Raw genomic sequence first — 12203 nt, 5'->3', positions numbered from 1 at the left:
TTTGCTCACACCGCACTGTTTGCATAAAAAAACGGCAAGTTGCCTGCGCAACTTGCCGTTTTTCATGTTCTGATGCAAAAAAATTACTTTTTGCCGGTGCCTACTTCAACACGGGATTTTAATTTTTGTCCCGGTCGGAAAGTCACGACACAACGGGCAGAAATAGGAATATCTTCACCTGTTTTCGGATTGCGTCCCGGCCGCTCATTTTTAACCCGCAGGTCAAAATTGCCAAAGCCGGATAACTTTACCTGATCACCCGCTTCCAGTGCGACGCGGATTTCTTCAAAAAAAGCTTCCACTATTAACTTGGCATCGCGTTTGCTAACACCAAACTTTGTAAACAGACGTTCTGCTAAATCGGCTTTGGTAAGCGCCATTCTTAATCCCTCAACGTTGCGTTGAACTCTTCACCAAGCGCGTTAACTACTTGATTTACCAACTGTTGGATATCTTTATCTTCCAGGGTACGCGCTATATCCTGCAGGGTCAGAGCAATGGCCAGTGATTTAAAACCCTCTGCCACACCCGTGCCTGTGTATACGTCAAACAATTTTAGGTCAACTAGTTGATTTCCGCCAACTTTTTTTATAGTAGCAGCTATATCAGCAAAACGCACCTCTGATTTCACTACTATGGCTAAATCGCGCCGGTTAGCCGGATACTTCGAAAGCTCCCGCGCCTGCACAATATCACGCAGACCAAGCGCAGCGACATCCAGTTCAAACAGGTACGCTTTACCTTTAATACCCAGCTTACGCTCTGCTTCCGGGTGCAGCGCCCCGACATAGCCTACCAGGGTATCAGCACGATACACTGCCGCCGTTTGGCCCGGGTGCAAAGCACTGTGTTCAGCGCCGGCGAAGCGGAAATCGTCTGTGGCAGATGTTTGTGCCAGTAACGCTTCAACATCGCCTTTAATATCATAGAAGTCGGCAACACGGTTTTCCATATTCCAGTGTTCATTGTGCATCGAGCCGACAATAACCCCGCCAATAACCGCCACCTGGCGCACGCCGCCTTCGGCTGCGGCATCCGGGATAAACTTCAGGCCGTACTCAAACAACCGGATGCGGCCTTGCTGGCGGTTCTGGTTGTATTGCACGGTTTGCAGCAAACCCGGCCACAGATTTAACCGCATAGCCGACATATCCGCCGAAATAGGGTTAGGCAATACCAGCGCCGGTTGTTGCGGAAATAACTGTTGTTGTACTTTCGGGTCAACAAAGCTGTAGGTAATGGCTTCCTGATAACCGCGGTCCACCAGCACCGTGCGCAGGCGCTGCACGTTCAGTTCAGCTTCGCGGAATTTACGCATCGCCAAGCTGGCTTGCGGCGCCACATTGGGAATATTGTTGTAACCGTAAACGCGGGCCACTTCCTCAATTAAATCTTCCGCAATGCTGATATCAAAGCGATAACCCGGCACGCTTACCTGCCAGCCGTCAGCAGTTTGTGCCACGCCCAGGCCTAAACGGCTGAAAATTGCCGTGACTTCATCCTTAGCAATGCTGATACCCAAAATACGCGCTAACTTGGCTTCGCTCAGGTTAATCGCCGCTACTTTGGGCAAGTGCTGCTCAGACACGGCTTCAATTACCGGGCCGGCGTCACCGCCACAAATTTGCAGCAGCAGTGCCGTAGCACGTTCCATCGCCGCATGTTGCAGCTGAGGATCAACGCCGCGCTCATAGCGGTGTGATGCATCCGTGTGCAGGCCGTATTGCCGTGCTTTACCGGCTATTGCCAGCGGGGCAAAAAAGGCACTTTCAAGGAAGATATCTTTAGTTTCGCCGGTTACACCACTGTGCAAACCACCGAAAATACCGGCCATCGCCAGCGCCTTGCTGTTGTCGGCAATCAACAGTGTATTGGCTTTGAGCGTAACTTCGCTCTCATCCAACAGCACTAACTTTTCACCTTCTGCCGCCAGACGAACATTAATATCGCCGTCAATGTGCGCTAAATCAAAAGCGTGCATCGGATGCCCCAGCTCCAGCAGCACAAAGTTGGTGATATCGACCACAGCATCAATGCTGCGCACACCGCAGCGGCGCAGTTTTTCAGTTAACCACAGCGGGCTTGGCGCTTTAACATTTACATTACGCACTACACGGCCTAAATAACGCGGGCAGGCATCCGGCGCGCTTAGCGTAATGCTTCTTTTATCCGTAATAGTGGCCGCTACCGGCGCAATCACCGGCTCGCATACTGCCAGCTTATTTAACACGCCGACTTCACGCGCCAGGCCTTTAATACCTAAACAATCGGCACGGTTTGGTGTTAAATCCACTTCAATAATACGATCGTCCAGTTGCAAATAGCGGCGAATATCTTGCCCTACCGGTGCATCCTGTGGCAGTTCTATAATGCCTTCAGAGGCATCTGCCATGCCAAGCTCAGATAAAGAACACAGCATACCGTGCGACGGCTGGCCACGTAATTTGGCTTTTTTGATAACAAAATCACCCGGCAGCACGGCCCCCACAGTCGCCACAGCAACTTTTAAGCCCTGGCGACAGTTTTTGGCACCACAGACAATGTCCAGCAGCTCGTCAGCGCCAATATTTACTTTGGTTACCTGCAGTTTATCGGCATCCGGGTGCTGGCCACACTCAACCACTTCACCTACCACTACGCCGCTGAAATCGCCGGCCACGGTTTCAATACCATCTACTTCCAAACCGGCCATCGACAGCTGTTCAGATAAGGTGTTGCTGTCAATGGCTGGGTTTACCCATTCGCGTAACCAGGCTTCACTGAATTTCATCTAGATTAACTCCGCTTATCTGAACTGTTTTAAGAAACGTAAATCGTTTTCGAAGAAGGCGCGTAAGTCTGTCACGCCATAGCGCAGCATGGTAAGGCGCTCTACGCCCATACCAAAAGCAAAACCGCTGTATACCTCAGGATCAATGCCCACCGAGCGCAATACATTCGGGTGCACCATACCGCAGCCCAGCACTTCTAACCATTTGCCGTTTTTACCCATTACATCTACTTCAGCTGAAGGCTCAGTGAACGGGAAAAACGATGGCCGAAAACGGATTTGCAAGTCTTCTTCGAAAAAGTTATGCAAAAAGTCATGCAATATGCCTTTTAGCTCAGTAAAGCTGACCTTAGTGTCGACCATTAAGCCTTCTACCTGATGGAACATCGGCGTATGGGTTTGGTCGTAATCGTTACGGTACACGCGGCCGGGCGAAATGATCCGCAGCGGCGGTTGTTGCTGCTCCATAGTGCGGATTTGCACACCGGACGTTTGGGTGCGCAGCATCAGCTTAGGATTAAAATAAAAGGTGTCGTGGTCCGCCCGCGCCGGGTGGTGATCCGGAATATTCAGCGCATCAAAGTTATGAAAATCATCTTCAATTTCCGGGCCGTGTTTTACTTCAAAGCCCAGTTCAGCGAAAAAGGCAGAAATACGCTCAATGGTGCGGGTAACCGGGTGTAAACCGCCGGTTTCCAGCATACGGCCGGGCAGCGTAACATCAATTTGTTCTTGCGCCAGCTTGGCGGCTAATTGTGCGTGCTGCAACAGGTCGCGCCGTGCATTTAATGCATCCTGCACCTGCTGCTTTAATTCATTGATTTGTGCACCGGCTTGTTTGCGTTGCTCAGGGTCCATCGCGCCGAGCGATTTGAGTAATTCGGTGATGCTGCCCTTTTTACCGAGAAACTCAACCCGGATAGTCTCCAGTGCCGGAATATCTGCGGCGGCGGCAACGGCCTGTAAGGCGTCTTCCAATATTGCTGTCAGGTTCATCTGTATCCTCAAGGCAGCTAGTGTTTATGTCGTATCAAAGCCGGATATGATACACCAGAATACGCGCTAAACGCAGGCTATTACGCGCTTTTTTCTGCAAACTATGCTGGATTAATTGAGTATTTCTTTCACGAAAGGAATGGTCAGCTTGCGCTGGTGCACTATGGTGGCTTTGTCGAGTTTATCTAAAATAGATACCAGAGCGCGGATATCCCGGTCCTGGTGGTTCAATAAATAACGCGCTACCTCATCCGGCAGCTCCATGCCGCGCAGCCGGGCTTTTTGTTGTAGCAATTTGTGTTTGTCGTCATCGGTCAGTAAGCGCAGCTGAAAACTGGTGCACGCCTGCAGCCGCGAAACTAAATCGGCCAGTTGCAGGCCCAATTGTTGCGGTGCTTCATTGCCGACAATGATCAGTGCTTTACCCTGCTCGGCCATGCGGTTGTATAAGTCGAACACTGCAGTTTGCCAGCTTAACTCGCCGGCAATAGCCTGGATGTTATCCAGGCAAACAAGGTCCAGTTGTTCCAGATCGTCTAATAAGCGCGGGGTAAGCAGCCGGCAATCATCTAAGGTTACCAACTGGCTGGTAAGTCCCTGCTCTTGCGCTTGCACGCAAGCGGCATAGAGTAAATGTGATTTACCACTGCCGCTGGCACCAAACAGGTACACCGGGCTTTGTTGCGCCGGGGCAGCTAAATAGGCTTTTAAAAAAGCTACCGCAGCCGTTTGCCCGGCAGCATAGAAGCTATCGAGCGTTTCATCTTCCGGCAGTGTTACCGCCAGCGTGTATTGCAAAGGTTGCAATGGCGCTGACATCAGCGACTGATAAACTCAAAAGTTGCCAACACCGGGGGCTCTGTGGCATTTAACGGCTCTGTCACAACGGATTCAGCTGCCGGGGCCACCGGCCGCAATTGCTTATTAAAGCGCAGCGCGTTAAGAAAGCTGTCCGCGGCAACACTGCTGTTGATAGTATAATGCGCCACCCCGGCCTGATAGCGGCTGATGGTCACTTGCGTTACCCCCACCATTTGCTGCAATAACTTTTGCACCTGCACCAACTCTGCCAGGCTATGCAGCCCCTGCACTTTGAGCAGCAAAGTGGCATTGCCTGAGGCAGACATTACACTGGCGTAGCGCTCTGACAACTGGCCAGCCAGCCCGGCGGCAAAAGCATGCATTAATGCGGCTTCATCTGTTGCCGTAACCTCATCGCGATAGGTTTTGCCATCGCTTTGCCGTTGCCAGGTTAACCGCAGCTGCGACCCGGCGTCGGTGTTTACCTGCGCAACCGTAACGGCAACCACCACATCTGCCACATAGCGCTGGCTGGCTTTATTGATCTGCTGCCAAAACCCGGCCCAAACGTCAGTTTCGGCAATATTGAGCAAGTCATCCATATCATACAGCGGTCGCAACAGCGGCAAGGCAGCCTGACGAAAAGCCTGCTGTAAACCGGTGTTAAGTGCGTGCTCAGTCTGGCGGACAAAGCGGCGCTCAGCACCATCTTGCTGCACCAGCCAAATCAAGATATCAGGCCGCAATTCACCCCACACCGCAATATTGTGCTGTTGCAACAGCTGGTTTACTTTAACGGCATCCAACAGTACCCGCATGCGGTTGCCATCAGCATGGCGCACCGCTTCAAACTGTTTAACATAACCGGAGGCACGTTTGAGCTCAGCGGCAATGTCCGGTTGTGTCACTACATCCGCTTTACCGCTGACACGCACCAACACTTGCGCCAACGCCTGTTGCTGCCACTGCGCGGTGCTGCCCTCTGCCACCACGTCGGCCTGATACAAATCTGCCACCTGAGCCGCATTCGCAGCCCCCGCCAATACCAGACCAAGCAAAATACCGGTTATGCGCACTAATTTACTCATTATTCAAAACCTCAGGCCAACAGTGGGCATGCTCCTTTATTAGCTGTGACTTTTGTTGCAGCGCACACTGTTATAATTCAATTTTTGCCAAACGTATTGCCTGAACAAAAGGCTCATGCAGCGCCAGCATAGTTTCGGCTGCCAGATGCGCACCGGCTTTATCGCGCAAACTGATAGCGGTGCCTTCTTTGCTGCGACTCAGCACCAACTGATATTCACCATTATCCAGCGGTAATACCGGCTTTTCATCACTGCCCCATAACCGCGACCAAAAACCCGGTGCTGGCTTCTCATAATCCAGATAATAGGTAAAGGTTGAGCGGTTGATATCAGTAACATTTAAGCTCAGCTCGCCAAACAGTGCTTCTAACTGCGACCAGGTCACGTCTATCGGTTGCGGCGTTAACAGTGCAGGGTTGCCGTTATTGTCCATGCCTGGCTCCAGCGCGACATCCGGCGCTTTGGCTTTGTTGGCTCTGGCAATAATAATCTCTTCTTTACCAATCCGATCAATGATCTGATTTAACAACGCCACTTCCTGGCGTTGTGTTGCCGACACCGACAATGCTGCTTCCGGAGTAAAATACTGATGCTCCAGCATAGTCACACTCATGCTGGCAGAACGGCCATGTGGCTTGGCATCAATTTTAATACTGAATCGTGCCTGTTCTGTTTGCTCAGACGATTTCCAAAACCAAAAGCCCTGCTCTTCACTGCGGGTGATCCAGCCGGTAACAAACTCCTGGCCTTGCTCGTCCTGTTGTAACAAGTCAACGCCTTGTTCAGCAAACTGCGTTTTCAGCATTTGTTGCAGGAAAGGCAATAAGTCGCCGGTGTAATCATTGCGGTCAAACCAAACGCGGGATAATTTATCGCCCTCTTCCATCCGGCTGCTGGCTGCCGTGGCCAATACCATGACAGGAGCCCTGGTATCAACTCCTCTTGCTTTAGCCGACGTAGGCGGGATGTCGAACTGGCCGGGCTGTGCCGGTTGTTGTAAACCTGCCGGAACCTTAATAGCCTGAAGGGCCGGGGCTGGCTTGCTGTCTTGTTCAACCTGAGAAGTTGAACAACCGGCCAGCAACAAACTTAACACTACACTACCTTTTACCCAATGTTGCACTTTACTACTCCTGAATTTGCTGCCGCGCTGTGTCATCACAGTGCAATACCAGCCTGCGTCAATGCCTGTTCGATTATCGCGCCGTGAATTGGTTCAAGCTGTGTCAACGGTAACCGCATCAGATCTGAGCTGATTAAGCCCATTCTGTGCAGCGCCCATTTAGCCGGAATGGGGTTAGCCTCGATAAACAGATCATGATGCAGCGCCTGCAGGCTGCTATCAATTTGTTGTGTTACCGCTTTATCACCTGCCAACGCCGCCTGACACAGCTGTGCCATTTGCCGTGGTGCAATGTTAGTGGTAACAGAAATTACACCATGACCACCTTGTAACATAAATTCGGCGGCAGAGGCATCGTCACCACTTAATAACATAAAACCGGCCGGACAGCGCTGCTGTAAATCAGCCAAACGCTGCATTGAGCCGGTGGCTTCTTTAATACCAACAATATTGGAGGTTTTTGCCAATTCAGCTACCGTTTCCGGCAACAAATCTACGCCGGTGCGGCCTGGCACATTATATAAAAGTACCGGTTTATCCGTAGCAGCCGCTACGGCATTAAAATGCAGCACCATACCTTTTTGCATCGGCTTATTGTAAAACGGCGTAACGGTTAAAAAACCGTCTATCGGTAATTTCGACAAAGCGCGGGTACGTTCTACCGCTTCTGCCGTCGAGTTAGCACCGTTACCGGCAACAACTGCAATGCGCCCCGCCACCTGAGTGCAAACTGCCGCAATAACCTCCAACTGTTCAGCAAAGCTAATGGTCGCAGCCTCTCCGGTAGTACCCATAATTACCAGACCCTGAGTACCGTTCTGCAGATGAAAATCCACCAGCCGTTTCAGGCTGACGTAATCTATTTCACCCTGCCCAACCATAGGCGTTATCAGCGCAACCCAACTTCCTCTGAACATCTTCATTACTGCCCCGTTTGCCATTAAGGGCGCCTATGTTAAAGAGACACCGGCGTAAACACAAGAATCCGTTTGGGCTTAACGCGACAAGGCACAAACGGATGAAATCTTCCGGCCTTATGCTACACTGGCGCGCATCATTTTTGCTCAGTGTATTTTCTGCTGTCACCGGGGTTTTCATACTATGTCACAACAACTTGTCGTAACCGCCATCGGCACTGACCGCACCGGCATTGTCAGTAGACTGGCGCGTCTGGTAACAGATTGCAATTGCAACATTACCGACAGCCGCATGGCCATTTTCGGCGGTGAATTTACCTTTATTATGTTGTTAAGCGGTGATCCTGCCGCCATCAGCCGGATTGAGCATCTGCTGCCGGCGCTGGGCGTTGAACTTGATCTAACTACCATGACTAAGCGTACCGGTTCGCATCAGCCCAAAGCGGTCGCTGCGCATTATGTGTTGGAATACAGCGGCCCTGACCGCGTAGGTACTTTAGGCGCCATTACCGGCTTACTGGCCAGCCGTCAGGTGTATATCGGCTCACTGCAATCGCAAAGCAAAACCGGCGCTGATGGCCAAAGCATTATGCACACCATGATGACATTGGAGTTGCCGCAAGGTGAGCCGGCAGCGCAAATTGAGGCAGACATCAGCAGTCTGCTGCAACAGATGAATTTAACCGGCACTTTCCATGCCCAAACCTGATACGGAGCACAATATGCAATATTTAGCCGCCGGCGCCACCGCGCCTGATTTCACCTTGGCAGATCAGCACAACCAAGCGGTGCAGCTAAGCAGCCTGCTTAAGCAAAGCCGCGTATTGGTGTATTTTTATCCTAAAGCCATGACACCAGGCTGCACCGTGCAAGCCTGTGCATTACGGGACAGCAAAGCAGAGCTGGCAGCCAAAGGCGTAACGGTGGTTGGCATCAGCACCGATGCCCCGGCCAAACTGGCTAAATTTGCCCAGCGCGATGAGCTGAACTTCACCCTGTTGTCAGACGAAGATCACAAGGTGGCAGACGCTTTCGGTGTTTGGGGCGAGAAAAAGTTTATGGGTAAAGTATATGACGGCTTGCACCGTATCAGCTTTTTAATCGGCCAAAACGGCAAGGTAGAACAGGTGTTCGATACCTTTAAAACCAAAGATCATCACCAGGTGGTGCTGGATTATTTAGCCTGACAGCAATAACACTACACCGTGCCGGTATAGCATCTGGTCTTATTCAGCAACCGCGCACGGCGTAACCTGCTATGGTTTATGCACTTAACCTATTCTAATCGCTTATTTTCTGCACCAGCCGGGAGAGAAACATGCAAAAACAGCTAATGGCGGCATTTATTGCCCTGACAATTACCCATACCGCACAGGCAGCAGAGCTGGTTACTGAAAAAACCACGCTGACGGTAGACACCGTAACGTCCGGCTTAAAGCATCCGTGGGGCATGACCTTTTTGCCCGATGGCAGCATGCTGGTAACAGAGCGTAACGGCGGCATGCTGCGGGTTGATGCCAAAGGCAATAAAAGCGCCCCGCTTGGCGGCTTACCGGACATTGATGCCCGCGGCCAGGGTGGTTTACTTGATGTAATACTGGCGCCGGATTTTGCTACCAGCAATAAGCTGTATTTCAGCTTCAGTGAGCCGGGCACGGCAGGCAACAGCACTGCAGTTGCCAGTGCAATTTTAGACGCTGACAAACTCAGCGACGTAAAAGTGATCTTCAGCCAACAGCCTAAATACGACAGCCGGCACCATTTTGGCAGCCGGTTGGTATTTGATAACAATGGCCGGTTGTTTATTACCACCGGTGATCGAGGCAGCCAGCGCGACCAGGCACAAAAGCTGGATAATCATATCGGCAAGGTGATCCGTATCAACACCGACGGCACAGCAGCACAGGATAACCCCTTTGTTAAAGACAACGCTACTAAAGCGGAAGTCTGGTCGTACGGTCACCGTAATATTCAGGGCGCGGCACTGCACCCGCAAACCGGCGCGCTGTGGACGCACGAACATGGCCCTCAGGGCGGTGACGAAATTAATATCGCTGAAGCTGGCAAAAACTACGGCTGGCCGGTTATTACCTACGGTGAAGAATACGGTGGCGGCGTAATTGGCAAAACCAAGCAAGATGGTCTCGAGCAACCACTGCACCACTGGGTACCGTCAATAGCCCCAAGTGGCATGGCGTTTTACAGTGCTGAGCTGTTTAGTGGCTGGAAAAACAACCTGTTGGTGGGGTCACTGAAATTTGGCCAATTGGTGCGGTTGGAGCTGAACGGTAATAAGGTTAGCCATGAAGAACGCATTATGATTGGCCAGCGCATCCGCGATGTAAGACAAGGCCCCGACGGCGCTGTATACCTGCTGACAGACAGCTCTGATGGCCAGATCCTGCGCTTAACACCGGCACAATAACCACTGTGAATACTTTCAAATCTTACGCCGGCAGGTTAAGCCTGCTGGCTCTGGCCTTGCCATGCCTGTTCAGCCGCAGCCTGCAGGCCGATACCGAAGTTATTGTCATAAGTGCGACAGAGCAGCGCGAAAGTTGGCTCAGCAGCCCGGCATCGGTTGAGCTGAGCACTGTGCCTGAGCAGGGGATCCTGATTGACAGCGCTCAACTGCTCAATAGCATCAGTGGTGTGCAGGCCGACAGCCGCGCCAATTTTGCCCAGGATACACGACTGAGTATCCGTGGCTTTGGCAGTCGCAGCGCCTTTGGTATTCGCGGCCTGTATTTACAACAAGATGGCATTCCACTGTCCACCCCGGATGGTCAGGGCCAGTTATCCAGTGTGTTGCTTGATAATATAGCGCAGGTAGAAGTATTAAAAGGCCCGTTGGCTGCGCTTTATGGCAATGCGTCCGGCGGCGTTATTTCAATGTACAGCCAAAACCCGTTGCAAAGCGCGCTGGCAGTGCGCATGGCAGGCAGTGAGCAGCATCGGCAGTATCAGCTGCATGCTGATTGGGTAAGCGGCGATACCAGCCTGAGCGCGGCACTGAAGCAATTTGACAGCGACGGTTACCGGCCGCACTCAGCGGCTAAAAAGCAACAGGCACAGCTACTGTACCGCACGGCCGTGGCAGAGACAGCAAAGCTGACAGCCAGGCTGGATTATGCCAGAGATCCGCAATTGCAGGACCCGTTGGGGTTATCTTTGGCGGACTGGCGGCAAGATCCAAAGCAAACCAACACAGCCGCAACGTTGTTCGATACGGAAAAACACAGCCGTCAGCGCCAGCTCAGTGTCAGTCTCGGCGATTATCAGGAAGCTGATCTATGGCAGCTGAGCAGTTGGCTGGGCGATCGTACTATTGGTCAGCGCCTGGCGTTTACCGGCAGCGCCCTGTCATCCGCGGGTGGTGAAGTAGCTCTGCAGCGCCGTTTCAGTGGTGTCAGCGGCAACTACCGGCTGCTACAGGGTAGCAATTATCAATTGCGCGCAGGTGGCAGTGTGGTGCAAAGCGAGGACGACAGACAAGGCTTTGTTAATGACTTTGGCCAGCGTGGCGACATGCGCCGCGATCAAACCGACAGTGCAGATAATAAAGACGTGTTTGTGCGAATGAACTGGCAACCGGCAACACGCTGGCAGTTGCAAGGCGGCTGGCGTTACAGCGAGCTGCAACTGGCAGTGGCCGACCGCTACCTTAATACAGAAAACCCGGACGACAGCGGCCGTAAAGGCTTTTATAACCAGGCATTGGCATTGGGGCTCAGTTACCGTATCACTGATGGAATAAGTGGCTTTATCAGTGCCGGCCGCGGCTTTGAAAGCCCTACCCTGGCTGAAATTGCTTATCGCAGCGATGGCAGCGGCGTGAATTTAGCGCTTGAAGCCAGTACCAACCGGCAATGGGAAGGCGGCATTAAATGGCAAAACAGCAGCACTGGCGGCGCTGCTTTTAGCGGCAGTGTCAGCCTGTTTAGTATCATAACCGACAATGAGCTGCTGGTAGACAGCTCCGCCGGCGGCCGCACCAGCTATCGCAATGCCGCCAAAACCGAGCGCCACGGCGCTGAGCTGCAACTGAACTGGCGGCAAAATGCTTATCTGCGCCATCAGCTCAGTGGCCACTATTTAACGGCACAATTTGCTGATGCGCTGCTCGATGGTAACAGCTTACCCGGCGTAGCCCGCAGCCAACTGCAGTGGCAACTGGCGTACCGGCCCTGGCAGGACAATACCGCACTTAACGGTACTGAGCTTAGCCTGCACAGCCAATACCGCAGCAAGGTGTATCTGGATGATGCCAACAGTGACTCAGCACCATCAGCAGTAACCTTTTCTGTCAGTGCCCGCCACAGCAAACAATGGCAACAACTGACACTGGATTACTGGCTGGCACTGGATAATATCACTGACAAAGCCTATGTTGGCTCGGTGATTGTAAACCAAAGCAATGGCCGCGCTATTGAACCGGCACCGGGAAGGCAATTCAGTGCCGGCATCAGCGCCGGCTTTTTATGGTAACCAGCAGCAGTAAAGTAGCG

Annotated in this window: 11 protein-coding genes; 4 read left to right on the top strand and 7 right to left on the bottom strand. The window is 52.2% G+C overall.

Translation table 11 applies throughout. The features are described from left to right. Nucleotides 1-83 precede the first annotated feature (83 nt). The 7 genes from Q8O77_RS14810 to dapA form a co-directional block, all read right to left on the bottom strand. Entirely contained in the window at nt 84-380 is a 297-nt protein-coding gene (locus tag Q8O77_RS14810) for an integration host factor subunit alpha (protein WP_173502292.1), read from the bottom strand. Nucleotides 381-382: 2 nt separating this feature from the next. Next, entirely contained in the window at nt 383-2770 is a 2388-nt protein-coding gene (gene pheT, locus Q8O77_RS14805; RefSeq protein WP_305554750.1) for a phenylalanine--tRNA ligase subunit beta, read from the bottom strand. A gap of 15 nt (nt 2771-2785) precedes the next feature. Further along, complete coding sequence (gene pheS / locus Q8O77_RS14800; RefSeq protein ID WP_305554747.1) at nt 2786-3766, bottom strand: phenylalanine--tRNA ligase subunit alpha; 981 nt, start codon at nt 3764-3766, stop codon at nt 2786-2788. Nucleotides 3767-3877: 111 nt separating this feature from the next. Next, on the bottom strand, nt 3878-4585 hold the full coding sequence (gene hda / locus Q8O77_RS14795; RefSeq protein WP_305554744.1) for a DnaA inactivator Hda: 708 nt from the start codon (nt 4583-4585) through the stop codon (nt 3878-3880). Continuing rightward, on the bottom strand, nt 4585-5655 hold the full coding sequence (locus Q8O77_RS14790) for a DUF2066 domain-containing protein (protein ID WP_305554741.1): 1071 nt from the start codon (nt 5653-5655) through the stop codon (nt 4585-4587). Before Q8O77_RS14790 ends, hda begins: the two co-directional genes overlap by 1 nt. Before the next feature lie 70 nt (nt 5656-5725). Further along, nucleotides 5726-6778 carry an outer membrane protein assembly factor BamC gene (bamC, locus tag Q8O77_RS14785; protein WP_305554738.1) on the bottom strand — a complete coding sequence of 351 codons (1053 nt, stop codon included), beginning with the start codon at nt 6776-6778 and terminating at the stop codon, nt 5726-5728. 35 nt (nt 6779-6813) lie between these two features. Then, complete coding sequence (dapA, locus tag Q8O77_RS14780; protein WP_305554870.1) at nt 6814-7695, bottom strand: 4-hydroxy-tetrahydrodipicolinate synthase; 882 nt, start codon at nt 7693-7695, stop codon at nt 6814-6816. A gap of 184 nt (nt 7696-7879) precedes the next feature. Between dapA and Q8O77_RS14775 the strand changes: the two genes are divergently transcribed. From Q8O77_RS14775 to Q8O77_RS14760, 4 genes are all read left to right on the top strand, one after another. Then, nucleotides 7880-8404, top strand: a complete 525-nt coding sequence (locus tag Q8O77_RS14775; protein ID WP_305554735.1) for a glycine cleavage system protein R — start codon at nt 7880-7882, stop codon at nt 8402-8404. A gap of 13 nt (nt 8405-8417) precedes the next feature. Then, the gene (gene bcp, locus Q8O77_RS14770; protein WP_305554732.1) at nt 8418-8882 is read left to right on the top strand and encodes a thioredoxin-dependent thiol peroxidase; all 465 of its coding nucleotides are present in this window, start codon (nt 8418-8420) and stop codon (nt 8880-8882) included. A 131-nt stretch (nt 8883-9013) separates the two neighbouring features. Beyond that, on the top strand, nt 9014-10120 hold the full coding sequence (locus tag Q8O77_RS14765; protein ID WP_305554730.1) for a PQQ-dependent sugar dehydrogenase: 1107 nt from the start codon (nt 9014-9016) through the stop codon (nt 10118-10120). A 5-nt stretch (nt 10121-10125) separates the two neighbouring features. After that, nucleotides 10126-12183 carry a TonB-dependent receptor domain-containing protein gene (locus Q8O77_RS14760; RefSeq protein ID WP_305554727.1) on the top strand — a complete coding sequence of 686 codons (2058 nt, stop codon included), beginning with the start codon at nt 10126-10128 and terminating at the stop codon, nt 12181-12183. Nucleotides 12184-12203 lie beyond the last annotated feature (20 nt).

Source organism: Rheinheimera sp. (assembly GCF_030690345.1).
Lineage (GTDB): Bacteria > Pseudomonadota > Gammaproteobacteria > Enterobacterales > Alteromonadaceae > Alishewanella.
The sequence above is the reverse complement of the archived record's forward strand: the minus strand, read 5'-3'. Positions and strand labels throughout refer to the sequence as shown.

Bases quoted from the DNA above. Each gene is read 5' to 3' on its own strand.
- Q8O77_RS14810 (WP_173502292.1), bottom strand. From the start codon at position 380: ATGGCGCTTACCAAAGCCGATTTAGCAGAACGTCTGTTTACAAAGTTT.
- Q8O77_RS14775 (WP_305554735.1), top strand. From the start codon at position 7,880: ATGTCACAACAACTTGTCGTAACCGCCATCGGCACTGACCGCACCGGC.
- pheT (WP_305554750.1), bottom strand. From the start codon at position 2,770: ATGAAATTCAGTGAAGCCTGGTTACGCGAATGGGTAAACCCAGCCATT.
- hda (WP_305554744.1), bottom strand. From the start codon at position 4,585: ATGTCAGCGCCATTGCAACCTTTGCAATACACGCTGGCGGTAACACTG.
- bcp (WP_305554732.1), top strand. From the start codon at position 8,418: ATGCAATATTTAGCCGCCGGCGCCACCGCGCCTGATTTCACCTTGGCA.
- pheS (WP_305554747.1), bottom strand. From the start codon at position 3,766: ATGAACCTGACAGCAATATTGGAAGACGCCTTACAGGCCGTTGCCGCC.
- Q8O77_RS14790 (WP_305554741.1), bottom strand. From the start codon at position 5,655: ATGAGTAAATTAGTGCGCATAACCGGTATTTTGCTTGGTCTGGTATTG.
- Q8O77_RS14765 (WP_305554730.1), top strand. From the start codon at position 9,014: ATGCAAAAACAGCTAATGGCGGCATTTATTGCCCTGACAATTACCCAT.
- dapA (WP_305554870.1), bottom strand. From the start codon at position 7,695: ATGTTCAGAGGAAGTTGGGTTGCGCTGATAACGCCTATGGTTGGGCAG.